We start from the raw sequence: 26,149 nt of genomic DNA, 5'->3' as shown, positions 1-26,149 counted from the left end.
GCTAACAAAGAGGGGATTGTATAGACATGTCGAGTTTTTTGTAGGAGCGAGGCAAGCCTCGCTCCTACAGGGGTTAGAACAATTTCAGTGGCTCTTCGTTTAGCGCAGCCAACTGTTCACGCAACGCCAACACCTGATCCCCCCAATACCGCTCCGTACCAAACCACGGAAAACTGTGCGGGAACGCCGGATCGTCCCAGCGGCGGGCGAGCCAGGCGCTGTAGTGCATCAGGCGCAAAGCGCGCAGCGGTTCGATCAACGCCAGTTCCCGCGGATCGAAGTCGTGGAACTCACTGTAGCCGTCCATCAATTCCGATAACTGACCGAGACATTCCTGACGATCACCCGCCAGCATCATCCAGATGTCCTGCACCGCCGGGCCCATGCGGCAGTCGTCGAGGTCGACGATGTGGAACATCTCGTCGCGGCACATCATGTTGCCGGGGTGGCAGTCGCCGTGCATGCGGATGTTTTTGTGCGGCGTAACGCTGTAGACCTCTTCCACCCGCTTGAGCAGGTCGCGGGCCACGGACTCGTAGGCGGGCAGCAGGCTTTTGGGTACGAAATTGCCTTCAAGCAATGTCGTCAACGAGGCATGACCGAAGTTCTTCACACCCAGCGCTTCACGGTGTTCGAAAGGTTTTGTACTGCCGACGGCGTGCAGGCGACCGAGCAGTTGCCCCAGGCGATACAGCTGATCGAGATTGCCGGGCTCCGGCGCACGGCCACCCCGGCGGGGGAACAGGGTGAAGCGGAAACCGTTGTGTTCGTGCAGGCTGGCACCGTTGTGAATCATCGGCGCGACCACCGGCACCTCGCACTCGGCGAGTTCGAAGGTGAATTGGTGTTCTTCGAGAATCGCTTCGTTGGTCCAGCGCTGCGGACGGTAGAACTTGGCGATCAGCGGCTCGGAGTCTTCGATACCAACCTGATAGACACGGTTCTCGTAGCTGTTGAGCGCCAGAATGCGCGCGTCGCTGAGAAAACCGATGCTTTCGACGGCATCGAGCACGAGGTCTGGGGTGAGGGTTGCAAACGGGTGGGCCATGCTGACTCCTGCGCGCAGCAGGCTGCCGCGTCCGGCCAAGCATGGTAGCGCAGACGGGGTGTCTTTAGGGGTAACGCTTGAGATGAGTGTTTATCGGGATGACGCCCTCGCGAGCAGGCTCGCTTCCACATGGGATGTGTGAACCCATTACCTTGTGGGAGCCTGATCGCGAAGAGGCCCGATCAGGCGCCGACGATCCCGCCATCTTCCCTGGAAATCGCCATCACCGAAGACCGCGGTTTGCCATTCGGCAAATGCTCAGGGAACGTCGACCCGCCGTTCTCCCCGGGATGCTGAATCCCGACAAACAAGGTCTTGTGGTCTGGCGAGAAGCTGATTCCTGTCACCTCGCAGCCCACTGGCCCGACCATGAAACGACGAATCTCCCCGGTGACCGGATCAGCGCAGAGCATCTGATTGTTGCCCATGCCCGCGAAGTCGCCGGCGTTGCTCGAATCGCCATCGGTGAGAATCCACAACCGCCCAGCCTTGTCGAAACCCAAGCCGTCCGGACTGTTGAACATGTTTTGCGGCGTGATGTTCGATGAGCCACCCTTCGGTGTTCCAGCGTGGACGCCCGGGTTGCCGGCGACCACAAACAGATCCCAGGCGAAGCTTTTCGAGCCGTGATCGTCCCGGTCAGTGCGCCAGCGCAAAATCTGCCCGTAGACGTTCTTCTCGCGCGGGTTCGGCCCGCCCACGGGTTGCCCGTCCTCGCCGCGCTTGGCGTTGTTGGTCAGCGTGCAATAGACCTGGCCATCCTTGGGGCTGACGACGATCCATTCCGGACGGTCCATGCGTGTGGCTTTGACCACGCTGGCCGCGAGGCGAGCGTGAATCAATACTTCGGCCTGATCGGCGAAACCGCTGCTGGCGTCGATGCCGTTTTTGCCATGGGTCAGTTCGACCCACTCACCCTGGCCTTTTGGGTGATCGGCATTGCCGTCGCCCGCGTCGAAGCGCGCCACGTACAAGGTGCCGTGGTCCAGCAGGTCGCGATTGGCCTTGGGGGTTTTGTGGTTGATCTTGTCGCGGCTGACGAATTTGTAGATGAACTCGCCGCGCTCATCGTCGCCCATGTACACCACCGCGTGACCGTCACTGGTTTCAGCCAGGGCGGCGTTTTCATGTTTGAAGCGGCCCAGCGCGGTGCGTTTGACTGGCGTCGATTGCGGGTCGAACGGGTCGATTTCCACGACCCAACCGTGACGGTTGAGTTCGTTGGGATTTTTCGCCAGGTCGAAACGCTCGTCGTGTGGGTGCCAGTTGATCTCTTTGCTGGCCGCCACCGCGCCGTAGCGTTTCTGTGCGGCGTCGAATGCCTGCTCGGCATTGCTGCTGCCGAAGCAGTCAGTGAAGTTTTCTTCGCAGGTCAGATAAGTGCCCCACGGCGTCTTGCCGTTGGCGCAGTTCTGGAAGGTGCCCAGTACATTTTTGCCGTGCGGATCAGCGCTGGTTTTTAGCAGTTCGTGGCCGGCGGCCGGGCCGCTCAGGCTGATCGGCGCGTTGCCGTGAATGCGCCGGTTGTAGCGCGAGCCCTGGACGAACTGCCATTGGCCGTTCTTGCGCTGCACTTCGATCACCGACACGCCTTCACAGGCCAGTGCCTTGCGCACGTCAGCAGCCGATTGCGGCATGCCGCCGTGGGCGTAGAGGTAGCGATAGTTGGTGTATTCGTTGTTGATTGCCATCAGCGCCCGGTTTTTATCACCGGGAAATTCGAACAGGCTCATGCCGTCGTTGTTGTCGCCAAACTGGACTTCCTGATGTTCGGCGGAGCCGTTGCCGCTCGGGTCGAACGCCGGGCCGTTCTTCTGCAGGGGCTGGCCCCAACTGATCAATACCGACGATGTGTAGCCTGGCGGCAGGGTAATGGCGTCGCGGGTGGCGGCGGCAATACTGTCAAAACCCAACAGTTTGCTGGAGCCGGCGCTGACGCTGGCGGCCAGCACGCTGCGGCTCAGCAGGTTGCCGCCCAGGAACATTGCTGCACCGCAAAGGGCGCCCGCGCTGATGAAACCACGACGGCTGAGGCCGACCATTTTCTCAAGATCGGTGGATTGGTTGTCTTCTAATAGGCTCACATCAGGCTCCCTGCGGGTTTTTGCAGTCACCTTAATGAGCGTTAATGACACTTGTGTTTCAAAGCGGTGTACCGAGTAAAACGTTGGATGGCGCGAACTGCACCCGCACCGGTTTATCGGCGATCAGACCGAGGGTTTTTAAATGCAACGGTTCGGCCAGCGCGCAGAGTGTCTGGCCATTGGGCAGGCCGATGCGCACTTCGCTGGGGCCGTCCTCGGCGTCGAGAACTTCCTCGATGATCCCCTTCAGGCAATTATTGCCGGGTGTTGCTCCTTGATCGATGCCCAGCAACTCCAGCCAACCGGCCTTGATCAGTGCGACCACTTCGGTGCCAGTTTCGAGGTCCAGGCGCAGGGTGCTGTCGTGAGTGATCTGCGCATCGATGCTCAAGCCTTCGGCCAGTTCAAGGCGAATCCGGTCGTTGTGCCCTTGGTTATCAACCGCCACGACTTTGCCGTGCAGTTGATTGCGCGCGCTGGTTCGGAGCATCAGTCGGCCGAGCAGGTCGAGATCGCTGGCATCTTCGGCGGCTTCCAGCACCTGAGCCTGCAAGGCTTGCAGCTTTAGATACAGGCGCAATACGCGCTCGCCTTCGCAGGAGAGTTTGGCGCCACCGCCGCCCTTGCCGCCGACACTGCGCTCCACCAACGGTTTTTGCGCGAGGTTGTTCAGCTCGTCGATGGCGTCCCAGGCCGCTTTGTAACTCAGCCCTGCGCTTTTCGCGGCGCGGGTGATCGAACCCTGTTCGGCGATGTGTTGCAGCAACGCGATGCGCTGCGGACGACGGACAATGTGCTGGGACAACAACGTAGGCAAGGACATGGCGAGACGCTTTGGGCTATGGCGATGGGAAGGACGTTGGCGGCTTGGGGCTCGGGAGTCAAGTCAGGGCGCATCGCCGGGTTTGGGGGTGCGAGCCAGACAATAGACGTCGACACGTGTGGCGCCGGCGTCCATCAACAGACGAGCCAGCGCCTGGGCCGTGGCGCCGGTGGTCAGTACGTCATCCACTAGCGCCAGGTGACGACCATTGATGAGCGCATCGGGTGCCAGAGCGAAGGCGTTGCGCAGGTTTTTTTTGCGGGCCTCGGCATTCAGGTCCTGTTGTGCGCGGGTGTCCTGAATCCTCAGCAACAATGTTTCATCGCACGGAATGTCGAGGCGGGTGCTCAGCCAGCGGGCGAGCATGGCGGCCTGGTTGAAGCCCCGTTTACGCAGTCGTTTGGAGGTCAGCGGAACCGGGATGAGCGCGTCGGGTCGATGCAGGTCTTCATCGAAGCGATGTTGCAGGAACTGAGCAAGAAGTTCGGCGAGCAGGCGACCAAGCGGCCACTTCGCAGAGTGTTTGAAGCGTGTGATCAAGGTGTCCACCGGAAAGCCGTAAGTCCAGGGCGTAGCGACCTGTTCAAAGGCTGGCGGTTGTTTCAGGCATTGGCCGCAGGTCAGGCCAGCAATGGGCAACGGCAGGGCGCAGGTTTGGCATTGATCGCCGATCCAGGGCAACTCTGTTTCACAGGCCATGCAGATGGGCGTGCTGTCATCGGCGGGTTCTGCACAAAGCAAACAGGGTTGGTTGTTTTTTAACCAGATGTAAACCGGTCCTTCGTATCGTGGTTGACAGCGCATGAGTCTTCCTTAAATATGCCGAACATCCGTGTCGCGTCTGTGGGTATTCCATTCCCCAGCCGCTTGCCAAGCATAAAACAAAGGAAACACCCATGAGCGCCAGCACCACTGCAACCCTGCGTCATGACTGGTCTTTGGCCGAAGTCAAAGCACTCTTCGTTCAGCCATTCAACGACCTGTTGTTCCAGGCGCAGACGGTGCACCGCGCGCATTTCGACGCCAATCGGGTCCAGGTCTCGACGCTGCTGTCGATCAAAACCGGTGCCTGCCCGGAAGATTGCAAATATTGTCCGCAGTCCGGTCACTACAACACCGGCCTGGAAAAAGAAAAACTGATGGAAGTGCAGAAGGTCCTCGAAGAGGCCGCTCGCGCCAAGGCCATCGGTTCGACCCGTTTCTGCATGGGCGCGGCGTGGAAACATCCGTCGGCCAAAGACATGCCTTACGTGCTGGAAATGGTCAAAGGCGTGAAAGCCATGGGCCTGGAAACCTGCATGACTCTGGGTCGTCTTGATCAGGACCAGAGCGTCGCTCTGGCTGACGCTGGCCTCGACTACTACAACCACAACCTCGATACCTCGCCCGAGTTCTACGGCAGCATCATTACCACCCGCACTTACAGCGAGCGCCTACAAACGCTGGCCTACGTGCGTGAGTCCGGGATGAAGATCTGCTCGGGCGGCATCCTTGGCATGGGTGAGTCGCTTGATGATCGCGCCAATCTGCTGATCCAGCTGGCCAACCTGCCAGAGCATCCAGAGTCGGTGCCGATCAACATGCTGGTGAAAGTCGCCGGTACACCGCTGGAAAATGCTGACGATATCGACCCGTTCGACTTCATCCGCATGCTGGCTGTCGCACGTATCCTGATGCCGCAATCCCACGTGCGCCTGTCCGCCGGCCGCGAAGCGATGAACGAGCAGATGCAGGCCCTGGCGTTCTTCGCCGGCGCCAACTCGATTTTCTACGGCGACAAACTGTTGACCACCGCCAACCCGCAGGCTGACAAGGACATGCAACTGTTTTCGCGCCTGGGCATCCTGCCGGAAGCGCGCGAAGAGCACGCGGACGAAGTGCATCAGGCCGCGATCGAACAAGCGCTGGTTGAGCAGAAGAGCAGCGAGCAGTTCTATAACGCTGCCGTCTGAAGCCTCCACGGATTCCTCTGAAGGAATGCAAAACACTGTGGGAGCGACATCGATTTTGAGTTCTGATCCATGAGGCCTGCATGACTTTCGATCTCAGCGCACGCCTTGCTGCCCGCCGTGCCGAAAATCTCTACCGCCAACGCCCATTGCTCGAAAGCCCTCAAGGCCCTGAAGTGGTGGTCGATGGTCAGCCGTTGCTGGCGTTCTGTAACAACGACTACCTGGGCCTGGCCAATCACCCGCAAGTGATTGAAGCCTGGCGCGCCGGTGCGGCCCGTTGGGGCGTCGGCGGCGGGGCGTCGCATTTGGTCATCGGCCACAGCAGCCCGCATCACGCACTGGAAGAGGCCTTGGCCGATTTCACCGGTCGCCCACGCGCGCTGTTGTTCACCACTGGTTACATGGCCAACCTCGGCGCAGTCACCGCGCTGGTCGGACAGGGCGATACGGTGCTGGAAGACCGGCTCAATCATGCGTCCCTGCTGGATGCGGGTCTGTTGTCCGGAGCGCGCTTCAATCGCTATCTGCACAACGATGCGACGAGTCTGGCCAAGCGTCTTGAGAAGGCGAGCGGCAATACCCTGGTGGTCACCGACGGCGTGTTCAGCATGGACGGCGACATCGCCGACTTGCCGGCGCTGGCGCGTGAGGCCAGGGCCAAAGGCGCGTGGTTGATGGTCGATGACGCGCACGGCTTCGGTCCGCTGGGTGCCAATGGCGGCGGGATTGTCGAGCATTTCGGCCTGAGCCAGGAAGACGTGCCGGTTTTGGTCGGCACTCTCGGCAAAGCGTTCGGTACCGCCGGGGCCTTTGTGGCGGGCAGCGAAGAGCTGATCGAGAGCCTGATCCAGTTCGCCCGTCCCTACATTTACACCACCAGCCAGCCGCCGGCGCTGGCCTGCGCGACGCTGAAAAGCCTTGAGTTGCTGCGTACTGAGCACTGGCGACGTGAGCATCTGAAAACGTTGATCCGCCAGTTCCGCCACGGTGCCGAGCAGATCGGCCTGACGTTGATGGACAGCTTCACGCCGATCCAGCCGATCATGATCGGCGATGCCGGGCGCGCGGTTCGACTGTCGCAGAGGCTGCGTGAGCGCGGTCTGATGGTCACTGCGATCCGTCCACCGACCGTGCCCGCCGGCAGCGCCCGACTGCGGGTGACCCTGACCGCTGCGCACAGCGAGGCGCAGGTACAGCTATTGTTAAATGGACTGGCCGATTGTGTTCAACAACTGGGAGCGGAGCCAAGCCATGCGTGATCGTCTGATTCTGCTGCCCGGCTGGGGCCTCGGGATTTCTCCACTGGAGCCTTTGGCGGCAGCGTTACAAGGGCTGGATGAACACTTGCGGGTCGAAATTGAACCGTTACCGGAACTGGAATCGAGCGATCTTGAGGCGTGGCTCGATGAGCTGGATTCGACGTTGCCTCAGGACGCCTGGCTCGGCGGCTGGTCGCTCGGCGGCATGCTCGCTTCAGCGTTGGCCGCCCGGCGCGGCGATCGTTGTTGCGGCTTGCTGACCCTGGCGAGCAATCCTTCTTTTGTCGCCCATGAGCAATGGCCGAGCGCGATGCCTGCCGAAGTTTTCGATGCGTTTCTGGCCGGTTGCAAGTCTGATCCTCGCATGACGTTGAAACGTTTCTCGCTGCTCTGCGCTCAGGGGGCCGAAGACCCGCGTGGGTTGTCTCGGCTGTTGCTCGGTGGCGCGCCACACACTTCGGCAGAGGTATTGATGAGCGGCCTGGAGTTGCTCGCACAGCTGGATGCCCGCCAGGCTTTGCAGGCGTTTGGCGGTCCGCAACTGCACTTGTTCGCCGGCCTCGACGGACTGGTTCCAGCTGAAGCGGCGGGGGACCTGCTGACGTTGCTGCCGGATGTTGAAATCGGTCTGATCGAGCAGGCCAGTCACGCGTTTCTTCTGGAAGACCCTCACGGTGTGGCGGGGGCAATTCAGGCCTTTTTGCATGAGTCCGGTGATGACTGATTTATCCCTTCCCAGCCTGTCTGGCGGTTTGCCCGACAAACGCCAGGTGGCGGCATCTTTTTCCCGTGCGGCAGCCAGCTACGACAGCGTGGCCGAATTGCAGCGCGACGTTGGCAGTGAATTGTCGAGTCGTTTGCCCAAGGACTTCACGCCGGGTGTGTGGCTGGATCTGGGCTGCGGCACCGGGCATTTCAGCCGTGCGTTGGGCGAGCGATTTTCCGCCAGTCACGGCCTGGCACTGGACATCGCCGAAGGCATGCTCAGCCACGCCCGGCCGTTGGGTGGTGCAACGCATTTCATCGCGGGCGATGCCGAGCGGTTGCCCTTGCAGGATTCGACCTGCGATTTGATCTTCTCCAGCCTGGCGGTGCAGTGGTGCGCGGACTTTACCTCGGTGCTCAGTGAGGCACATCGGGTGCTGAAACCGGGTGGGATTTTCGCGTTTGCCAGTCTGTGCGTAGGCACGTTGTTTGAACTGCGTGACAGTTGGCGTCAGGTGGATGGCATGGTGCACGTCAACCGCTTCCGCGAGTTCGGGGTTTATCAACAGTTGTGTGCGGACAGTGGGTTGAGCGTCGCGAGTCTGCAAACCCGACCTCACGTGTTGCATTACCCGGATGTGCGTAGCCTGACCCATGAGCTGAAGGCACTGGGAGCCCACAACTTGAACCCCGGTCGCCCGGGTGGGTTGACCGGCAGGGCGCGGATCCTCGGTTTGATCGAGGCCTATGAGCAGTTTCGTCAGGCCGAAGGATTGCCGGCGACTTATCAAGTGGTCTACGCCGTTTTGGAGAAACCTTTATGAGCGCAGCCTATTTCATCACCGGCACTGACACCGATGTCGGCAAGACCACCATTGCCGCAGGTTTACTGTATGCCGCGCGGTCAGCCGGTTTGAGCACGGCGGCGGGCAAACCGGTCGCCTCCGGTTGCGAGGTGACGCCCAAGGGCTTGCGCAACGCCGATGCATTGGCGCTGTTGGCGCAGTGTTCGTTGCCTTTGACTTATGCGCAGGTCAACCCAGTGGCATTCGAACCACCGATCGCACCGCATCTGGCAGCGCGGGAGGCCGGCGTGGCATTGACGGTGCAATCACTGTTGACGCCCATGCAGGTAATTCTCGATAGGCAAGCGGACTTCACCTTGATCGAAGGTGCAGGAGGCTGGCGAGTGCCTTTGGCGGGTCAGGACAATCTGTCGGACCTGGCGATGGCGCTGGATCTGCCGGTGATCCTGGTGGTGGGCGTGCGGCTGGGTTGCATCAACCATGCGCTGTTGACCGCCGAGGCGATTGCTCAGGACGGTTTGCAGTTGGCGGGGTGGGTGGCCAATATCATCGATGCGAAGACTTCGCGCCTGGAAGAAAACCTTGCGACGCTCGCTGAGCGGATCCCGGCACCGTGCCTTGGACGGGTGCCGAAACTCAAGTTAGTGACGGCTGAAGCGGTGGCGGAGTATCTGCAGCTGGACCTACTGGACTGAATTTTCTGGCAAGGGTTTTAACTATGGCAAGGCACTGTGCCATTAGTGTTTTTGTCGGGCCTTTTGTCGATGGGTCTGGTTCAATGGCCGCTGTTGATCCTTTGTAGGACGAGTTCTCCCATGGAAATCTCAGGAAACACCGCTTTTTATGCCGGTCTGAGCACTATTCAGACAGGGCAGAACCGTGTCGATCAGGCTTCCGGCCAGATCGCCAACACGACGATCGAGCGTTCGGTGACGAGCCAGTCTTCCGAGGCTCAGGTTGATCGTCTGCGCTCGGTAGATCGCAGTCAGCAGTCAGCAGTCAGACCTGGCCAGCAATATGGTCGAGATGTCACAGGGCAAATTTCAGGTTGAACTGGGCGTCAAGGTCGCCAAGGCATCCGATGAAATGCTCGGTACGTTGATTGATACCTACGCTTGAACCCTCGCTGACCCCGCTCCCTCAACGCCGCGACTATTCGCGGCGTTTTTCTGCGTGAATCCTTCTCCCTCAACTAATCTTTCCTCCACCGCGTATTGCTCAGGCGACGGTGTTGCGTTGCTGTGGGTCTGGTATTGGCCTCAGATGATGACGAACGGCAAAAGATCGGTGCTTGACAAGATTTGGGCGTAAACGTATGTTTCAAACAACTGTTTGACCGTCACAACAAATCAACACGGTCGTTCATTCCCGGTTACATCAGCAGAGGTTTATCGCTATGCCTGACTACAAGGCCCCCTTGCGTGATATTCGCTTCGTACGTGACGAACTGCTCGGCTACGAAGCGCACTATCAGAGCCTTCCGGCTTGTGCAGACGCAACTCCAGACATGGTTGACGCCATTCTCGAAGAAGGCGCCAAGTTTTGTGAGCAGGTGCTGGCTCCGCTGAACCGCGTGGGTGACACCGAAGGCTGCACCTGGAGCGAGTCCGGCGTTAAAACCCCGACGGGCTTCAAAGAAGCCTACAAACAATTCGTCGAAGGCGGCTGGCCAAGCCTGGCCCATGACGTAGAGCACGGCGGCCAAGGTCTGCCGGAATCTCTGGGTCTGGCCGTCAGCGAAATGGTTGGCGAAGCCAACTGGTCGTGGGGCATGTACCCAGGCCTGTCCCACGGCGCGATGAACACCATTTCCGAGCACGGCACGCCTGAGCAGCAAGAGGCTTACCTGACCAAGCTGGTTTCCGGCGAATGGACCGGCACCATGTGCCTGACCGAACCGCACTGCGGCACCGACCTGGGCATGCTGCGCACCAAGGCTGAACCTCAGGCCGACGGTTCCTACAAAGTATCCGGCACCAAGATCTTCATCTCGGCTGGCGAACACGACATGGCCGACAACATCGTCCACATCGTGCTGGCACGTCTGCCGGATGCACCCGCTGGCACCAAAGGCATTTCGCTGTTCATCGTTCCCAAGTTCATGCCGAACGAAGACGGCTCGATCGGCGCACGCAACGCGGTGACCTGTGGTTCCCTGGAACACAAGATGGGCATCCACGGTAACGCCACCTGCGTGATGAACTTCGACGCGGCCACCGGTTTCCTGATCGGCCCGGCGAACAAAGGCCTGAACTGCATGTTCACCTTCATGAACACCGCACGTCTGGGTACTGCGCTGCAGGGTCTGGCTCACGCCGAAATCGGCTTCCAGGGCGGTCTGAAGTACGCTCGTGATCGTCTGCAAATGCGCTCCCTGACTGGCCCGAAAGCGCCAGAAAAAGCCGCTGACCCGATCATCGTTCACCCTGACGTACGTCGCATGTTGTTGACCATGAAGGCCTTCGCCGAAGGTAACCGCGCGATGGTTTACTTCACCGCCAAGCAAGTCGACATCGTCAAGTACGGCGTGGACGAAGAAGAGAAGAAGAAGGCCGACGCACTGCTGGCGTTCATGACGCCGATCGCCAAAGCCTTCATGACTGAAGTCGGCTTCGAGTCCGCCAACCACGGCGTACAAATCTACGGCGGCCACGGCTTCATCGCTGAGTGGGGCATGGAGCAGAACGTTCGCGACAGCCGTATTTCGATGCTGTACGAAGGCACCACCGGTATTCAGGCACTCGATCTGCTGGGCCGTAAAGTGCTGATGACCCAAGGCGAAGCCCTGAAAAGCTTCACCAAGATCGTCCACAAGTTCTGCCAGACCAACGAAGGTAACGACGCGGTCAAAGAGTTCGTTGAGCCATTGGCTGCGCTGAACAAAGAGTGGGGCGAGCTAACCATGAAGGTCGGTATGGCGGCCATGAAGGATCGCGAAGAAGTCGGCGCGGCGTCGGTGGATTATCTGATGTACTCCGGTTACGCCTGCCTGGCTTACTTCTGGGCGGACATGGCGCGTCTGGCTGCCGAAAAACTGGCTGCCGGCACCACCGAAACGGCGTTCTACACCGCCAAGCTGCAGACTGCGCGCTTCTACTTCCAGCGCATCCTGCCGCGTACCCGCACTCACGTTGTCACCATGCTGTCGGGCGCTAACAATCTGATGGACATGAAAGAAGAAGACTTCGCGCGGGGTTACTAAGCCCCACGCTGTCGCTTCATAAAGCCGCTGCTTCTTCGGGAGCAGCGGCTTTTTTGTGCGCGATATCTACGCGTAAATATTCCTGACTAAAACGCTAAGAAGAATGCCTTCGCTGCCGTTAAAGAAGATGGCGATGTGATATGTCGCTCGAAAAGAAGGCACAATGCCATCTTTGTTTGCCGGGTCGGAGCTTTACCCTTGCCACGTTCTTCCGCTGTACGTTTCAGCCATTTCCTACCGTCATTAGTGCTTTTGCTCGCGGGGCTTGCTGCTGCGTATGTGAAGGATCTGAACGTGTTTTTCACCTCGCTGTTTAACGTGCTGCCCACGCTGGTGCTGTTGCTCGGCGGTGCGTACTGCGCGGTTTACCGACGCCAGCGTGAGCTGTTTCTGATGGTCACGGTGTACATCGCCTACTTCCTGCTCGACACCCAGACTGACTATTACCGCGACAACGGTAACGTCCGAGAAGACGCGGCAGTGGTTTTTCATTTGTGTTGTCTGTTGCTGCCACTGATGTTCGGGGTGTTCGCTGCCTGGCAGGAACGCACTCACCTGTTTCAGGACATGGTGGCGCGCTTCGCAGTCTTGCTGGCCGTTGGCAGTGTGGCGTTGGGGCTGGAGCAAAGTTACCCACAGGCGTTGTTGATGTGGCTGTCGGAGATCCGCTGGCCAGCGTTGCATGGCGCCTGGATGAGCCTGATCCAGCTGTCCTATCCCGTGTTCGTTGCTTCGTTTGGGTTACTGGCCTGGCAATACTGGCGCAACCCTAGACCCTTGCATGCTGCCCAATTGGTGGGCCTGCTCGGGTTGTTCTGGATGTTGCCGAAAACCTTCATCCTGCCGTTCACCTTGAACATCATGTGCAGTCAGGTGATGTTGATGATTGCCGCAGCGGTCGCCCATGAGGCCTATCAAATGGCCTTCCGCGACGAACTCACCGGCCTGCCGGGCCGCCGCGCCTTGAACGAGCGGATGCAGCGGTTGGGGCGCAATTACGTGCTGGCGATGAGCGATGTCGATCACTTCAAGAAATTCAACGACACCCACGGTCACGATGTCGGCGACCAGGTATTGCGACTTGTCGCCAGCAAGCTGGCGAAAATCGGCGGAGGCGGTAGGGCGTATCGCTACGGCGGTGAGGAATTCGCTCTGGTGTTCGCAGGCAAGACCCTCGAAGAGTGCATGCCGCACCTGGAAGTCATCCGCGAGTCCATCGCCACCTACAACATTCAACTGCGCAATCAGGACAGCCGTCCTCAGGATGACCAGCAAGGTCGTCAACGTCGCGCGGGCTCGGGCGTCTCAAGTGTGTCGGTCACCGTCAGCATTGGCGTGGCCGAGCGACTGGAGCAACGCACCCCCGAAAAAGTGCTCAAGTCCGCTGACGAGGCGCTCTACAGTGCCAAGGGGGCGGGGCGAAACTGTGTGGTGGCTTTTGGTCAAAACCGTCGTGGCGCAGTGCGCATGGATGCCGTGACTGATTGAGTGATGATGGCGCATTCAGCGTCTGGACTGTGATTGTGCGGCGGGTGCGCGGCAGTAGGTTTGGGGCATCTGCGGCAACTTGCCAGCTGCGTGGCGCAGCTCAACGGCCTGAATCAGCAGTGGGGAGAGGTGACCACCGGATGAAGTCGGCGCGGGCTTCTTTAATGTTTGCCTGTCAGTGACTACAAATAACAAAGTAGTCATGAGCTGACCCTATGTGTCGTAAAAGTTGTTGGGTTACACTCGAACCCCACGAAAGCACCACTCCTACGAATCACCTGTTTAGATCTTGCGAGGTTTGCCATGGCTGACTACAAAGCGCCCCTGCGCGATATGCGCTTCGTCCTCAATGAAGTTTTCGAGGTCGCCAAACTCTGGGCCGAGCTGCCTGCGCTGGCCGAGACTGTCGATGCTGAAACCGTCGAAGCCATTCTTGAAGAAGCCGGCAAGGTCACCAGCAAAAGCATCGCGCCCCTGAGCCGCGCGGCTGACGAAGAAGGTTGTCACTGGGCCGACGGTGCCGTCACCACGCCGGCAGGTTTCCCACAGGCTTATCAGACTTATGCGCAAGGCGGTTGGGTCGGTGTCGGCGGCGATCCGACCTACGGCGGGATGGGCATGCCCAAGGCTGTTTCGGCGCAGGTTGAAGAAATGGTCAACTCCGCCAGCCTGTCGTTCGGCCTGTACCCGATGCTGACCGCAGGCGCCTGCCTGTCGATCAACGCCCACGCCAGCGAAGAGCTGAAAGCCGCGTACCTGCCGAACATGTACGCCGGCGTCTGGGCCGGCTCCATGTGCCTGACCGAGCCACACGCCGGTACTGACCTGGGCATCATTCGCACCAAGGCCGATCCTCAGGCCGACGGTTCCTACAAAGTAAGCGGTACCAAGATCTTCATCACCGGTGGTGAGCACGATCTGACCGAAAACATCATCCATCTGGTGCTGGCCAAACTTCCGGATGCTCCCGCAGGTCCGAAAGGCATCTCGTTGTTCCTGGTGCCCAAGTTCATGGTCAATGCCGATGGCAGTCTGGGCGCACGCAACCCGGCGACCTGCGGTTCGATCGAACACAAGATGGGCATCCAGGCGTCCGCGACCTGTGTGATGAACTTCGACGAGGCAGTGGGTTATCTGGTCGGCGAGCCGAACAAAGGCCTGGCCGCGATGTTCACCATGATGAACTACGAACGTCTGGGGGTTGGTATCCAGGGCCTGGCCACCGGCGAGCGCTCGTACCAGAACGCCGTCGAATACGCTCGCGACCGTCTGCAAAGCCGTTCGCCGACCGGTGCGCAGAACAAGGACAAGGTCGCTGACCCGATCATCGTCCACCCGGACGTGCGTCGCATGTTGCTGACCATGAAAGCCTCGAACGAGGGTGGTCGTGCCTTCTCGACGTACGTGGCCATGCAACTGGACACCGCCAAGTTCAGCGAAGACGCCACGACCCGCAAACGCGCGGAAGATTTGGTGGCCTTGCTGACCCCGGTGGCCAAGGCGTTCCTCACCGACCTCGGGTTGGAAACCACCATTCACGGCCAGCAGATTTTCGGCGGCCACGGTTACATCCGTGAGTGGGGCCAGGAGCAATTGGTGCGCGACGTGCGCATCACCCAGATCTACGAAGGCACCAACGGCATTCAGGCGCTTGACCTGGTAGGACGCAAGATCGTCGGCACGGGCGGGGCGTTCTACACCCTGTTCGCCGACGAAATTCGTCATTTCACCGCGACTGCCAGTGCTGATCTGGCTGAGTTCACCAAACCGCTGAACGATGCCGTGACCACCCTCGACGAACTGACCGCGTGGCTGCTCGACCGGGCGAAAAACAACCCGAATGAAATTGGCGCAGCCTCGGTTGAGTATCTGCAAGCATTCGGTTACGTGGCGTATGCGTACATGTGGGCGCTGATGGCGAAGGCTGCTTTTGGCAAAGAAACGCAGGACGATTTCTATGCCAGTAAATTGGGCACCGCGCGGTTCTATTTCGCACGTCTGTTGCCGCGTATTCACTCATTGAGCGCGTCGGTGACGGCCGGCAGCGAGTCACTATTCCTGCTGGAAGCGGGGCAGTTCTGACAATGTAACGTCATGTAAGCATTCTCTTACATGACGTGCTGCTCTTTTCCCATAGATGCAGATTGGATCCACAGTTAATCTACTTCACATGGACGTCGCGCAGGAAGCGCAAAGCAACAACACGGACACGTAGGAGTCTGCCAGGATGGCGGAGTGAAAAGGATGTCAGGGAAACAGTCTGCAAAGCCCCGCTTCGGCGGGGTTTTCTTTCGTCTGCAGAAAAGTGCTCAGCTCATTTCATCCAGTGTCGCCGGGCGGCTCAAACGCCCCTGCGAGCTATTCATCACTTCTTCCAGCAACGTACGCAATAAGGCCAGCGAGGCCTGTTGTCGCTGCACATCCCGACACACCAATCCGACTTTCAGCGGCACCCTCGGTTCGCTCAGTGGTTTCCACAACAGTTCCTTGTTGCCGTGTGCCTGTTGTGAACGTCCGGGCAGCACTGTCGCCAGTCGTGTGTGCGGCAGGCTGTCGAGAATCCCCGCCATGTTGTTCAGTTCTGCCTGTACCTGCGGACGTCGTCCCAGATTGGCCAGATGTGCCTGCCAGATCTGCCGTACTTGAAACTCTTCACCCAGCAGCAACATCGGCAAATCGGCGGCCTGACTCATCGAGACTTTCTTGAACTCCCGCAACGGGTGATCCGCCGGGATGACCAGGTTCAGCTCGTCTTCGTACAGCATCACGCCGTGCAACCCCGGCTGACGAGGTGGCAGATAGCTGATGCCGATGTCCAGCGAGCCATTGAGCAAGCGCCGCTCGATTTCCAGTCCCGTCAGTTCATAGATCTGCACCACCAGATGCGGCTGCGCCTTGCGCACGCGTTCGAGCATCTGCGGCACCAGGCTGGTATGGACGGTTTGCAATACACCGATGGCCAGTGCGCGCAGGGCTTGACCCTTGAAGTTGCCTAAGGCTTCCCGTGCCCGCTGCAATCCATCCAGCAAGGGCAGGGCATGGTTGTACAACGTATGAGCAGCCAGCGTTGGCAGCAGACGTTTGCTGCTGCGTTCGAACAGGCTCACATCGAGGTTTTGTTCGAGGTGGCGGATCTGCTGGGACAGGGCCGGTTGCGAGATTGAAAGCCGCTCGGCAGCCCGGCCCACATGACCTTCTTCGTAGACCGCGACGAAATAACGCAGTTGCTTGAAATCCATAAGGTGTGCTTATCGAAAATGCTGGGAAATCGAAATGGTTCAAAGCCGTGGCAGGGCCTAGTCTAACCGCATTCACAAGGCTTACAGGGCCACAGAGCGCGATGAATACCGTTTGCTTCGATGGTGTTTACATAGGTAAGGCAAAAAACCTCGCACGAGGTTTGATCCGATGAACTTGTTCAGCTTGCGGCGCAATCCTGCGAGTCTTGATGACTTGGCCGTGGACGCCTTCTTGCCGTCCAAGGACGACAATTTTTCCAGCGAGTGCCTGATGCCCAGTGTCGCGCGACCGAAACAGATATTCGTGCGCGGCCAGGGCTCATGGTTGTGGGACAGCGATGACCGCGCGTATCTGGATTTCTCACAGGGTGGTGGGGCCAATAGCCTCGGACACAGCCCTTCGGTACTGGTCAACGCCATGGCGATGCAAGCTCAGTCGCTGATCAATCCCGGTTTCGGCCTGCATAACCGCGGCCTGCTCAATCTTGCTGAGCGCTTGTGTTCCAGCACTGGCAGTGATCAGGCGTATCTGCTCAACAGTGGCAGCGAAGCCTGTGAAGCGGCGATCAAACTGGCGCGCAAATGGGGCCAACGGCATCGCGGTGGGGCTTCGCGGATTATCGTTGCCAACAACGGCTGTCATGGTCGTAGTCTGGGGACGATTTCGGCGTCGGACTGTTCGAATATGGCTAACCGATTTGAGCCGCTGCTTCCGGGCTTCAGTCACGTGCCGTTCAATGACCTTCCGGCCTTGCATGCGGCCGTCGACGCCCAGACCGTGGCGATCATGCTCGAACCGATCCAGAGCGAAGCCGGAGTGATACCGGCCACCGAGCATTACCTCAAAGGCGTCGAGCGCCTGTGTCGGGAACTGGGCATTCTGCTGATCTTCGACGAAGTGCAAACCGGTATCGGTCGTTGCGGCACGTTGCTTGCCGAACAATCCTACGGCGTGCGGGCAGATATCGTCGTTCTCGGTAAAGGGCTGGGCGGTGGCGTGCCATTGGCGGCGTTGCTGGCGCGGGGTAAAGCCTGCTGTTTCGAGGTCGGCGAAGTGACGGGTACTCATCATGGCAATGCGCTGATGACGGCTGCGGGGCTTGCCGTGCTCGACAGCGTGCAGGACAAGGGGTTTCTCGATCATGTCGGGAAAATCGGTCAGCACCTGCGTGAAGGTTTGCAGCGTTTATCCCATCGCTATGGTCACGGCGAGTTGCGCGGGCAAGGTCTGTTCTGGGGGCTTACCTTGTCCGACGAATCGGCTGACGCCGTCGTCAAAGCAGCGTTGTACGAAGGCTTGCTGCTCAACGCTGCGCAGCCCGATTGCCTACGCTTTACCCCGGCCTTGACCGTCAGCAAAGCCAACATCGACGAAATGCTCCTGCGCCTGGCCCGTGCCTTCTCCCGCGTGCGCACTGCGCAATTGCAGTGCCGCAAAGGGATTGCCGTCTGATCAAACCCGCTCTACACGAATTCCCGAACCGTCTCGCGGTATAACGCATCGCCCCATGCCTGACTCTTTTGGCGTGGGGCGTTTTTTTGTCTGCGAAATTCACCGCGATGGTTGGGTGCTCGCAAGTCACAGAACTGAACCCTGACGAACGGCAAAGGTCGATTAGCTGTGTGGCTCATGCGAGCCAACTTCAATCAGGAGCTGACCCCATGGACTTTATTCGCATTATCATCGCCATTCTCTTGCCGCCACTGGGCGTGTTTTTGCAAGTCGGTTTCGCCGGGGCGTTCTGGCTGAATATTCTGCTGACGCTGTGCGGTTACATCCCCGGAATCGTGCACGCGGTGTACATCATCGCCAAGCGCTGAGTTTCGCGGCGTCAGATAGATTGCATTCGCGGGCAAGCCTGCCCGCGAATGGAACCTGCAATCTCAGTCCACCAACGCCATCACCCTTCGATAAAACAACCACTCCTGCTCCAGCGCATGGGCCTGATTGCCGGCCTTGCGAAAGCCATGGCGTTCGTCGGCGTAGTAGTGCGCTTCGACCAGAATGCCGTTGTCCTGCAACGCCGTGACCATGTCGCGAGTCTGTTGCGGCACCACTACGGCGTCCCGTTCACCCTGAAAGAAAATCACCGGTTTACTGATGTTGCTCGCGTGCAGCAACGGCGTTCGGGCGGCGTAGCGTTCGGCATCCCGCACCGGATCACCGATCAGCCAATCCAGATAATCGCCTTCGAATTTGTGAGTCGTCCGGCCCAGCGCCACAGGATCACTGACGCCATACAGGCTGGCGCCTGCGCGAAAGACGTTGTGGAAGGCCAAGGCGCAAAGGGTGGTGTAACCACCGGCACTGCCACCGCGAATAAACGCCTTGTTGCCGTCGATCAGCCCGCGTTCGGCAAGGTGAGCGACGACGGCGCAGGCGTCCTCCACGTCCACTTCACCCCAGCTCAAATGCAGTGCTTGTCGATAAGCCCGGCCATAGCCACTGCTGCCGCGGTAGTTGAGGTCGGCCACGGCGAAGCCGCGTTGCGCCCAATACTGGATACGCGGATCGAGCATGGGGTAACAGGCCGATGTCGGGCCGCCGTGGATGAACACCACCAGAGGCGGTTTCGCATCACCGGTCATCGCTGGATAGAAGAAGCCGTGTGCCTCGCCCGAACCGCTCGGGTAGCGCAGGGTTTGCGGGACGCTGATCTGCTCGCCGGGCAACGGTGCAATACCGCCAGCCAGTGTTTTGACCTGCCGGGTCTGGCGGTCGATGGCAATGACTGAAGACGAACTGACTGGTGAAGCGGCAATGCAGTAAATGAACTGCTCATCGAGTGCGAGATGGCGGAAGCGGCTGTAATCACCCGTGAAGTCTTCACAGGCGTCACCACAAAGCCCCAATTTGCCAAACCCGTCCTCGGTCCAGCTCGCCAGATAGCGGCCTTCGCTCAGCGGCAACCACGTGCTGCCACCCAGCTGCCACGGCGCTGGCCCATGATCCGCTGCGGCACTTGGCAGCGGGATCAAACCGTCTGCCGATTCCATCCAAGGCTGCCAATAGCCGCTGCGATCCGTCAGGCAAAACAGACGGCCGCTGGTATCGAACCTCGGTTGTTGCAGTGATTCCTCAGCCTCTTCGCCCGCCACGCAACGTGGCGGAGCAAAACGGCCATCGCTCTGGCGTTCGGCAACCATCAGGCGAGTCGCGGTCCATGGCTGATCCGGGCGGCTCCACTCGATCCACGCCAGTCGTTGCGCGTCGGGACTCAACGTCGGCGCGGCATAGAAATCAGCGCCTTCGGCCAGCAGGTGACGTACTCCGTCAGCCACATCGATAGCCACCAGACGATGCCGATCGCGGTTTTCTTCAACCGCCAATATCTGCCCGTTAGCGAACTGCAGATCGCCATATCGGCATTCGCCTGAACTCAGCAGCTCAGGTGTCTCGCCGGCCAGTGACTGCCGATACAGCTGTTGGTCCGCCTCGTTGACGAACACTATGCCGTCATCGGTCAGACAGAACGCGCCGCCGCCATATTCGTACACGCGACTGCGCACGCTGAAGCCCGCTGGCGTCAGGTAGTGCGCCTGGCCGTCACGCCAATGCCAGATTCGGCAGGCGGCGTCCTCGGGCCGGTACTCGTTCCAGAACAAACCATGTGGGCCGACCTGCAACTCGGCGAAGTCGATGCCGGCCGCAACAGCCTTGGCAGCGCTGAAGGGTTCAGCTTTTAGCGATGAGTCGTGAATTTCGTTCATTGCGAAAGGCCAGTTGTTCAATGGTCTGGGTGGCGTGTTCGGCTTCTTCGCGAGCCTTGAGGATCACGCGGTGATGTTCCGACTTGCTGCACACCGGGTCGGCGTTACTCGCGTCCCCCGTGAGCATGAATGCCTGGCAGCGACAGCCGCCGAAGTCTTTTTCTTTCTCGTCGCAGGAACGGCACGGCTCGGGCATCCAGTCGTAACCGCGGAAGCGGTTGAAGCCGAATGAGTCGTACCAGATGTGCTGCATGCTGTGGTCGCGAACGTTGGGAAACTGCACCGGCATCTGTCGGGCTCCGTGACAGGGCAGGGCGGTTCCGTCCGGTGTGACTGTCAGAAAGATACTGCCCCAGCCATTCATGCAGGCTTTCGGGCGTTCTTCGTAATAGTCCGGGGTGACGAAGATCAGCTTGCAGGGATGCCCTTCGGCTGCAAGTTTTGCGCGGTATTCGTTGGTGATGCGTTCGGCACGGACCAGTTGTTCCTTGGTCGGCAACAGACCGACCCGGTTGAGCTGCGCCCAACCATAGAACTGGCAAGTGGCGAGTTCCACAAAGTCCGCCTCAAGGGCGATGCACAGCTCGATGATCCGGTCGATCTTGTCGATGTTGTGCCGATGAGTCACGAAGTTCAGCACCATCGGATAACCGTGGGCTTTCACTGCGCGGGCCATTTCCAGCTTCTGGGCGAAGGCTTTTTTCGAGCCGGCCAGCAAGTTGTTCACCTGCTCGTCGCTGGCCTGAAAGCTGATCTGAATGTGGTCCAGGCCGGCCTTCTTGAAGTCGCTGATTTTCTGCTCGGTCAAGCCGATGCCCGAGGTGATCAGGTTGGTGTAGAAACCCAGCTTGCGCGCCTCGGTAATCAGCTCGGCGAGGTCCTGGCGCACCAGCGGTTCACCGCCGGAAAAACCCAGCTGCGCCGCGCCCATTTCCCGCGCTTCGCGGAACACGTTGATCCACTGTTCGGTGCTCAGCTCTTTGCCTTGCTCGGCGAAGTCCAGCGGATTGGAACAGTACGGGCATTGCAGCGGGCAGCGATACGTCAGTTCGGCCAGCAGCCACAGTGGCAGGCCGATTTGCGGTTTGGGCGGTAAATTGTCTGACGCGGAATCAGGCAAGTTCAATCCAGTGCTGAGCACGGGCGACCTCCATGAATTGCTCGACGTCGTCACCGAGTTCGGTCACACCGGGAAATTGCGCGTCCAGTTCGGCGATGATCGTCGCGACGTCACGCTCGCCGTCGATCAAACCACCGATCAGCGCGGCGCTTTCGTTGAGTTTGATCATGCCTTCCGGATAGAGCAGCACATGACCTTTCTGCGCCGGTTCGTACTGGAAGCGGTAGCCGGGACGCCAGGTCGGGGCCTTGCTGCGATCAAAACTCATAAGGTGATTCCTTTGTGCCAGACCCGTTGCTCGGTCACGCTGTGATACGGCGGGCGTTTCAGTTCGTAGGCCATGCTCATGGCATCGAGCATGCTCCAAAGAATGTCCAGTTTGAACTGGAGAATTTCCAGCATGCGCTCTTGGCCTTGCCGTGTCGTGTAGTGCTGCAAGGTGATCGCCAGACCGTGTTCGACGTCTCGGCGCGCCTGACCGAGACGTGTGCGGAAATACTCGTAACCGGCCGGTTCGATCCACGGGTAATGCTGCGGCCAACTGTCGAGGCGCGACTGGTGGATCTGCGGCGCAAACAGTTCGGTCAGCGAGCTGCTGGCGGCTTCCTGCCAACGGGCACGGCGGGCGAAGTTGACGTAGGCATCGACGGCAAATCGCACGCCGGGCAGTACCAATTCCTGCGAGCGTAGCTGATCCGGATCGAGACCGACGGCTTGGCCCAGGCGCAGCCAGGCTTCGATGCCACCGTCTTCGCCGGGGGCGCCGTCATGGTCGAGCAGGCGCTGAATCCACTCACGCCGGATCTCGCGGTCCGGGCAGTTGGCCAGGATCGCGGCGTCCTTGAGTGGGATGTTCACCTGATAGTAGAAGCGGTTGGCCACCCAGCCCTGGATTTGCTCGCGGCTTGCCCGGCCTTCATACATCGCCACGTGGTACGGGTGATGGATGTGGTAGTAGGCGCCTTTGGCGCGCAGGGCTGCTTCGAATTCGGCAGGGGACATTGCGGTGTCAGTCATTTCGGTTCTCCGGGCACTGTGGGAGCAAATCCCTACAGCACAATACTCATGCCGTCGTAAGCCACTTCAACATTGCGCCGAGCCAGTTCTTCACGCTCTGGCGAGTCCTCATCAAGAATCGGGTTGGTATTGTTGATGTGGATAAGCACTTTGCGCTGCTTGGGCAGTTGTTCCAGCACTTCCAGCATGCCGCCGGGGCCGTTCTGCGCCAGGTGGCCCATTTCACGACCGGTGCGGGTGCCGACGCCACGGCGCTGCATTTCGTCGTCATCCCACATCGTGCCGTCCACCAGCAGGCAATCGCTGCCGGCCATGATCTCCAGCAGCGATGCGTCGACCTTGCCCAGGCCCGGTGCGTAGAACAGTTTGCCACCGGTGTTGAGGTCCTCAACGATCAAGCCGATGTTGTCGCCCGGGTGCGGGTTGAAACGGTGTGGCGAGTACGGCGGTGCAGCGCTGCGCAGCGGCAATGGGGTGAAGCGCAGGCTGGGGCAGGCCGCAATGGTGAAACTGCGGTCGAGCTCGATCTGGTTCCAGGTCAGCCCGCCGTTCCAGTGGGTCAGCATGGTGAACAGCGGGAAACCGGTGCTCAGGTCTTCGTGGACCATGTCGGTGCACCAGACCTGGTGCGGGCAACCTTCGCGCAGGCTGAGCAGGCCGGTGGTGTGGTCGATCTGGCTGTCCATCAGGATGATCGCTTTGATGCCGGTATCGCGCAGGGCGCGGCCCGGTTGCATCGGGGTGAAGCTCTGGAGTTGGGCGCGGATATCCGGCGATGCGTTGCACAACACCCAGTTCACGCCGTTATCGGAGATCGCGATGGATGACTGGGTCCGCGCTTTGGCGTTCAGGCTGCCATCGCGAAAACCGGCGCAGTTCACGCAGTTGCAGTTCCACTGGGGGAAACCACCGCCGGCGGCGGAACCTAGAATCTGGACAAACATGGCCGCTCCATCATTTTGAAAACTGGAAATAAAAACGCCTCGGCGAGCCGAGGCGTTGCACTGCGCTATAAAAAAATTAGCGGCTTGCGATGTACATGGTGACTTCAAAGCCAATACGCAGGTCGGTGTAAGCAGGTTTGGACCAGGACATAGAATCGCTCCTTCAGGTGATGGGACAGTTGAGACCTATACATATAGTCCACCTCCAGCCGGAGATGTTCAGTTAGTTAGGTGGCTATGTTACTCAAAATTACAGGACGACTGGCCGGGAATCTTTGAGAAAGCTAATTGCAGCACCGGTAATGATCATTTTGCCGCTTGCCAAGGCGAGCCCGGGCACGGTGCGCTGGCCAGGCAGCGCCAGCCGCCTTCAGCCTGATTCAGTCGTTGTGCTGCGGCCAGTAACGTTTCGCGGTCGATCATCAGAATTGCCTGAGGCAGTTGAGTCAAATATTCCGACGAGTGGCCGGCGAGTTTGCCCTGCCAGAGCAGTTCGGCGGCTTGCGCATTGGGCAGCGCCGCGCTATCGAACTGATCAGCCAGCGCCTGGCGCTGCTCGATGAAAGTCTGATCATCGATATCGCCGATCAACCCGGCCAATCCACACAGGAAATGTTCGATGTGTTCCAGCAGGTCCAGAGCAGCGACGCTGGGTGATTGCACGCCGAACAGCAGCCCGGTCTGCCCATGGATCTGACGCAGGGCGCTGAACACCGCATAACCGAGCTGCAGTTCTACCCGCAGGCGTTGGTAAAACGGCGTCTGGCAGACGTGAGCAAGCAAGCGCCAGACGGCTTCGTCAGCGATGTTTGCAGTTGCGGTCGGGCAGAAGAGCAACAACGCGTGTTCGCTGGACCCGGTGTCGACAGTGCTCCACAAATGCTGCGCGTTTATCGGCGAGGGCGGCGCGAGTTGATTGTCCGCAGTGCCAGGCACACGATTCAAGGCAAGGCCCATCGCCGCGTGTGTCTGGATGGACAGCCCGGTCGCCAGACCATCCCAGCGTGCGCTCGACCAAAGAAGCATCAAATCGTGCGAGTCAACGCTGTGCTCAAAGCAGTGATCGGGCAGCGCTTTAAGCAGCTGTCGAATCGGCATCAACGCAACATTCGGTTTTTCCTGCGAGAAATTGTCACCCGGTTTTGTCAGTTCTTTCAGCGCGTGCTCGAGAATGGTCGGCATCGGCTCCTGTAGCCCGGTCATTTTCAGCAGCCATTCATTGCCCGATGCGGCGAAGGAAAAATCGACCCCTGCCTGACGAGCGTCTTCACGCAACGGCTGAAGGCGGTGTTCCAGGCTTGCCTGAAGGTTGCTATGGGGTGCAGCGTCCAGGCGCCAGCGCAGGTAAACGGCGCCTTCGGCACTGCTATCGGGTAACGCCTGACTGAACTGCATGGATGACCGTTCGCGACGACCGCGCGAACGATCCTGGGCAAAGGTTCGCAGGCCTCGGTGTTTGCTGGTCTGGCCGCGGATCAGTCCGGTATTCGGGGGCGGAGTCTCGGCGTATAAAAACGGATTAGGTGTTGGCCGTTGCCATTGGCCGGTGAAGTTATCCACAGCGTCGATGTGTTTCAGGACTTCTTTGAGGGCTGCAATGCCCGATTCGGCTAACTCTGTTTCACGCTGTTCGCTGTCCAGGCGGGCCAGTTGAAGGGCGCTGCTGACTTGCTGCTGACGCAGCAGCAGGGTGCCGTATTCTTCGTGCAACCCGGTCCAGGGTTGCTGTGAGGCAAAGAATCCAAGCCAATCCAGTAGCCGCTCGCGGATCCCGTTGGGCGTCGCGTCGGCAGGCAACGTGAACTCGATGTGCAACAGAGCCTGGCCGGCGAATTGATACAGGGGCGCAGCTTTCAGGCTGTCAGCCAGCCCGCGCTCGCGCAAATGCGCCAGCAGACCACCGGGTTTCGTGACGTTCAGCCAATGACACAGGAACGCTAGCGCCTTGGGCGATGAATCGGGCAACGCTTCGAAGGCAAATAGCAGATCCAGTCGACGCGCGGCAGCTTGTTGATAACTTTTGTCCGAAGAGTCCATCAGTGATGTAGGCGCCTGTTGCGAGACTTTTCCCCCTGCGGGAATCGCAGCGCTAAAGTGCAGCGCCATCGCCCTCAACTCATCGACACTCTGCGGCCCAGTCAGGCTCAAAGTCATCTGTCCGGTCTGATAAAACCGCTGATAGAAACCCTGCAAGGCTTGCTGGAACTCAGGTTGCGGCACCGGCAGGCTGTAGCGGTTGCCGGCATGAAACGCCCGCAGCGGATGCGCCGCTGAAAGACCATCGAACAGCGCGAATTGCTGCTGAGCGGCCGTGTCCCGAGACCAGGCGACGAATTCTGCGTGCAGCACTTCCCGTTCCCGCCGCTGATCGTCCGGATTCATGCGCGGATGAGCGAGCATGTCCGACAGGCGCTCCAGTCCCCCGGTAAACGCCTGCGGCGGTAACTCGAAAAAGTAGTCGGTGGTGCGATCGCTGGTCCGCGCATTCACCTGACCGCCATGGCCCTGGACGTAGGCCATCAGCCCTTGGCTTGCGGGAAAGCGCTCGGTATCAAGAAACAGCAGATGCTCAAGAAAATGCGCCAGGCCGGGCCACGCCAGAGGCACATCATGGCTACCGGCGGCGACCCGCAACGCAGCAGCACTGCGCTTCAAATCGGGAGCATGACGCAGCGTCACCCGCAGGCCGTTGGCCAGGGTTTCGGTGTGAGGGCGAGGGTGATTCAGCGCAGGCATGAGCACTTCCAGAGC

Annotated in this window: 22 protein-coding genes and 1 pseudogene; 11 read left to right on the top strand and 12 right to left on the bottom strand. The window is 59.7% G+C overall.

Features of this window, described 5'->3' with window-relative positions:
* Nucleotides 1-73: 73 nt before the first annotated feature.
* The 4 genes from ACXPVS_RS02980 to ACXPVS_RS02965 all read right to left on the bottom strand — a co-directional run bounded on the left by ACXPVS_RS02980 (nucleotide 74) and on the right by ACXPVS_RS02965 (nucleotide 4,759).
* Complete coding sequence (locus tag ACXPVS_RS02980; protein WP_458508588.1) at nucleotides 74-1,048, bottom strand: serine/threonine protein kinase; 975 nt, start codon at nucleotides 1,046-1,048, stop codon at nucleotides 74-76.
* Between the two features lie 182 nt (nucleotides 1,049-1,230).
* Nucleotides 1,231-3,132, bottom strand: a complete 1,902-nt coding sequence (locus tag ACXPVS_RS02975; RefSeq protein WP_458508587.1) for a PhoX family protein — start codon at nucleotides 3,130-3,132, stop codon at nucleotides 1,231-1,233.
* 58 nt (nucleotides 3,133-3,190) lie between these two features.
* Complete coding sequence (locus ACXPVS_RS02970) at nucleotides 3,191-3,955, bottom strand: TOBE domain-containing protein (RefSeq protein ID WP_458508586.1); 765 nt, start codon at nucleotides 3,953-3,955, stop codon at nucleotides 3,191-3,193.
* A gap of 63 nt (nucleotides 3,956-4,018) precedes the next feature.
* Entirely contained in the window at nucleotides 4,019-4,759 is a 741-nt protein-coding gene (locus tag ACXPVS_RS02965) for a ComF family protein (protein WP_458508585.1), read from the bottom strand.
* A 92-nt stretch (nucleotides 4,760-4,851) separates the two neighbouring features.
* On the opposite strand from ACXPVS_RS02965, the gene bioB reads away from it, so the two are divergent.
* From bioB to ACXPVS_RS02920, 9 genes and pseudogenes are all read left to right on the top strand, one after another.
* Nucleotides 4,852-5,907 (top strand): biotin synthase BioB, encoded by a 1,056-nt coding sequence (gene bioB / locus ACXPVS_RS02960; RefSeq protein ID WP_458508584.1) that lies wholly within the window; start codon nucleotides 4,852-4,854, stop codon nucleotides 5,905-5,907.
* Between the two features lie 80 nt (nucleotides 5,908-5,987).
* Nucleotides 5,988-7,166, top strand: coding sequence for an 8-amino-7-oxononanoate synthase (gene bioF / locus ACXPVS_RS02955; protein WP_458508583.1), 1,179 nt, complete (start codon nucleotides 5,988-5,990; stop codon nucleotides 7,164-7,166).
* Nucleotides 7,159-7,890, top strand: a complete 732-nt coding sequence (locus ACXPVS_RS02950) for an alpha/beta fold hydrolase (RefSeq protein WP_458508582.1) — start codon at nucleotides 7,159-7,161, stop codon at nucleotides 7,888-7,890. Before bioF ends, ACXPVS_RS02950 begins: the two co-directional genes overlap by 8 nt.
* A complete protein-coding gene (gene bioC, locus ACXPVS_RS02945; RefSeq protein ID WP_458508581.1) occupies nucleotides 7,883-8,695 on the top strand; it encodes a malonyl-ACP O-methyltransferase BioC in 813 nt (270 codons plus the stop codon). Before ACXPVS_RS02950 ends, bioC begins: the two co-directional genes overlap by 8 nt.
* The gene (bioD, locus tag ACXPVS_RS02940; protein ID WP_458508580.1) at nucleotides 8,692-9,372 is read left to right on the top strand and encodes a dethiobiotin synthase; all 681 of its coding nucleotides are present in this window, start codon (nucleotides 8,692-8,694) and stop codon (nucleotides 9,370-9,372) included. The genes bioC and bioD overlap by 4 nt, the downstream gene beginning before the upstream one ends.
* 120 nt (nucleotides 9,373-9,492) lie before the next feature.
* Nucleotides 9,493-9,796: pseudogene (locus ACXPVS_RS02935) on the top strand (pyrroloquinoline quinone biosynthesis protein PqqE).
* A gap of 277 nt (nucleotides 9,797-10,073) precedes the next feature.
* Entirely contained in the window at nucleotides 10,074-11,879 is a 1,806-nt protein-coding gene (locus ACXPVS_RS02930; RefSeq protein ID WP_458508579.1) for a phenylacyl-CoA dehydrogenase, read from the top strand.
* A 198-nt stretch (nucleotides 11,880-12,077) separates the two neighbouring features.
* A complete protein-coding gene (locus tag ACXPVS_RS02925; protein WP_458508578.1) occupies nucleotides 12,078-13,367 on the top strand; it encodes a GGDEF domain-containing protein in 1,290 nt (429 codons plus the stop codon).
* Between the two features lie 303 nt (nucleotides 13,368-13,670).
* On the top strand, nucleotides 13,671-15,449 hold the full coding sequence (locus ACXPVS_RS02920) for an acyl-CoA dehydrogenase C-terminal domain-containing protein (protein WP_458508577.1): 1,779 nt from the start codon (nucleotides 13,671-13,673) through the stop codon (nucleotides 15,447-15,449).
* A gap of 227 nt (nucleotides 15,450-15,676) precedes the next feature.
* Here the strand turns inward: ACXPVS_RS02920 and ACXPVS_RS02915 are convergent, their stop codons facing one another.
* Nucleotides 15,677-16,606 (bottom strand): LysR family transcriptional regulator, encoded by a 930-nt coding sequence (locus ACXPVS_RS02915; RefSeq protein ID WP_458508576.1) that lies wholly within the window; start codon nucleotides 16,604-16,606, stop codon nucleotides 15,677-15,679.
* A 169-nt stretch (nucleotides 16,607-16,775) separates the two neighbouring features.
* On the opposite strand from ACXPVS_RS02915, the gene ACXPVS_RS02910 reads away from it, so the two are divergent.
* The gene (locus ACXPVS_RS02910) at nucleotides 16,776-18,059 is read left to right on the top strand and encodes an aspartate aminotransferase family protein (RefSeq protein WP_458508575.1); all 1,284 of its coding nucleotides are present in this window, start codon (nucleotides 16,776-16,778) and stop codon (nucleotides 18,057-18,059) included.
* Between the two features lie 209 nt (nucleotides 18,060-18,268).
* Complete coding sequence (locus ACXPVS_RS02905; protein WP_007904205.1) at nucleotides 18,269-18,427, top strand: YqaE/Pmp3 family membrane protein; 159 nt, start codon at nucleotides 18,269-18,271, stop codon at nucleotides 18,425-18,427.
* A gap of 63 nt (nucleotides 18,428-18,490) precedes the next feature.
* Here the strand turns inward: ACXPVS_RS02905 and ACXPVS_RS02900 are convergent, their stop codons facing one another.
* From ACXPVS_RS02900 to pqqF, 7 genes are all read right to left on the bottom strand, one after another.
* Nucleotides 18,491-20,317, bottom strand: coding sequence for a S9 family peptidase (locus ACXPVS_RS02900; protein WP_458508574.1), 1,827 nt, complete (start codon nucleotides 20,315-20,317; stop codon nucleotides 18,491-18,493).
* A complete protein-coding gene (gene pqqE / locus ACXPVS_RS02895) occupies nucleotides 20,283-21,437 on the bottom strand; it encodes a pyrroloquinoline quinone biosynthesis protein PqqE (RefSeq protein ID WP_458508937.1) in 1,155 nt (384 codons plus the stop codon). Before pqqE ends, ACXPVS_RS02900 begins: the two co-directional genes overlap by 35 nt.
* The gene (gene pqqD, locus ACXPVS_RS02890) at nucleotides 21,430-21,705 is read right to left on the bottom strand and encodes a pyrroloquinoline quinone biosynthesis peptide chaperone PqqD (protein ID WP_458508573.1); all 276 of its coding nucleotides are present in this window, start codon (nucleotides 21,703-21,705) and stop codon (nucleotides 21,430-21,432) included. Before pqqD ends, pqqE begins: the two co-directional genes overlap by 8 nt.
* Nucleotides 21,702-22,454 (bottom strand): pyrroloquinoline-quinone synthase PqqC, encoded by a 753-nt coding sequence (gene pqqC, locus ACXPVS_RS02885; RefSeq protein WP_458508572.1) that lies wholly within the window; start codon nucleotides 22,452-22,454, stop codon nucleotides 21,702-21,704. The genes pqqD and pqqC overlap by 4 nt, the downstream gene beginning before the upstream one ends.
* 32 nt (nucleotides 22,455-22,486) lie before the next feature.
* Nucleotides 22,487-23,398 (bottom strand): pyrroloquinoline quinone biosynthesis protein PqqB, encoded by a 912-nt coding sequence (gene pqqB, locus ACXPVS_RS02880; RefSeq protein ID WP_458508571.1) that lies wholly within the window; start codon nucleotides 23,396-23,398, stop codon nucleotides 22,487-22,489.
* Between the two features lie 76 nt (nucleotides 23,399-23,474).
* The gene (pqqA, locus tag ACXPVS_RS02875) at nucleotides 23,475-23,549 is read right to left on the bottom strand and encodes a pyrroloquinoline quinone precursor peptide PqqA (protein ID WP_458508936.1); all 75 of its coding nucleotides are present in this window, start codon (nucleotides 23,547-23,549) and stop codon (nucleotides 23,475-23,477) included.
* 155 nt (nucleotides 23,550-23,704) lie between these two features.
* On the bottom strand, nucleotides 23,705-26,134 hold the full coding sequence (gene pqqF, locus ACXPVS_RS02870; RefSeq protein WP_458508570.1) for a pyrroloquinoline quinone biosynthesis protein PqqF: 2,430 nt from the start codon (nucleotides 26,132-26,134) through the stop codon (nucleotides 23,705-23,707).
* Between the last annotated feature and the right edge of the window lie 15 nt (nucleotides 26,135-26,149).

The sequence above is a fragment of the Pseudomonas sp. Ma2-10 genome (assembly GCF_054330215.1).
This window is presented reverse-complemented; position numbering and strand designations above follow the sequence as displayed.

Excerpts from the sequence above, each read along its gene's own strand:
- ACXPVS_RS02930 (WP_458508579.1), top strand. The coding sequence starts at position 10,074 with ATGCCTGACTACAAGGCCCCCTTGCGTGATATTCGCTTCGTACGTGAC.
- pqqC (WP_458508572.1), bottom strand. The coding sequence starts at position 22,454 with ATGACTGACACCGCAATGTCCCCTGCCGAATTCGAAGCAGCCCTGCGC.
- bioB (WP_458508584.1), top strand. The coding sequence starts at position 4,852 with ATGAGCGCCAGCACCACTGCAACCCTGCGTCATGACTGGTCTTTGGCC.
- ACXPVS_RS02900 (WP_458508574.1), bottom strand. The coding sequence starts at position 20,317 with ATGAACGAAATTCACGACTCATCGCTAAAAGCTGAACCCTTCAGCGCT.
- ACXPVS_RS02910 (WP_458508575.1), top strand. The coding sequence starts at position 16,776 with ATGAACTTGTTCAGCTTGCGGCGCAATCCTGCGAGTCTTGATGACTTG.
- bioD (WP_458508580.1), top strand. The coding sequence starts at position 8,692 with ATGAGCGCAGCCTATTTCATCACCGGCACTGACACCGATGTCGGCAAG.
- ACXPVS_RS02970 (WP_458508586.1), bottom strand. The coding sequence starts at position 3,955 with ATGTCCTTGCCTACGTTGTTGTCCCAGCACATTGTCCGTCGTCCGCAG.
- pqqB (WP_458508571.1), bottom strand. The coding sequence starts at position 23,398 with ATGTTTGTCCAGATTCTAGGTTCCGCCGCCGGCGGTGGTTTCCCCCAG.
- bioC (WP_458508581.1), top strand. The coding sequence starts at position 7,883 with ATGACTGATTTATCCCTTCCCAGCCTGTCTGGCGGTTTGCCCGACAAA.
- pqqF (WP_458508570.1), bottom strand. The coding sequence starts at position 26,134 with ATGCCTGCGCTGAATCACCCTCGCCCTCACACCGAAACCCTGGCCAAC.
- pqqD (WP_458508573.1), bottom strand. The coding sequence starts at position 21,705 with ATGAGTTTTGATCGCAGCAAGGCCCCGACCTGGCGTCCCGGCTACCGC.
- ACXPVS_RS02915 (WP_458508576.1), bottom strand. The coding sequence starts at position 16,606 with ATGGATTTCAAGCAACTGCGTTATTTCGTCGCGGTCTACGAAGAAGGT.
- ACXPVS_RS02980 (WP_458508588.1), bottom strand. The coding sequence starts at position 1,048 with ATGGCCCACCCGTTTGCAACCCTCACCCCAGACCTCGTGCTCGATGCC.
- bioF (WP_458508583.1), top strand. The coding sequence starts at position 5,988 with ATGACTTTCGATCTCAGCGCACGCCTTGCTGCCCGCCGTGCCGAAAAT.
- ACXPVS_RS02965 (WP_458508585.1), bottom strand. The coding sequence starts at position 4,759 with ATGCGCTGTCAACCACGATACGAAGGACCGGTTTACATCTGGTTAAAA.
- ACXPVS_RS02905 (WP_007904205.1), top strand. The coding sequence starts at position 18,269 with ATGGACTTTATTCGCATTATCATCGCCATTCTCTTGCCGCCACTGGGC.
- ACXPVS_RS02950 (WP_458508582.1), top strand. The coding sequence starts at position 7,159 with ATGCGTGATCGTCTGATTCTGCTGCCCGGCTGGGGCCTCGGGATTTCT.
- ACXPVS_RS02920 (WP_458508577.1), top strand. The coding sequence starts at position 13,671 with ATGGCTGACTACAAAGCGCCCCTGCGCGATATGCGCTTCGTCCTCAAT.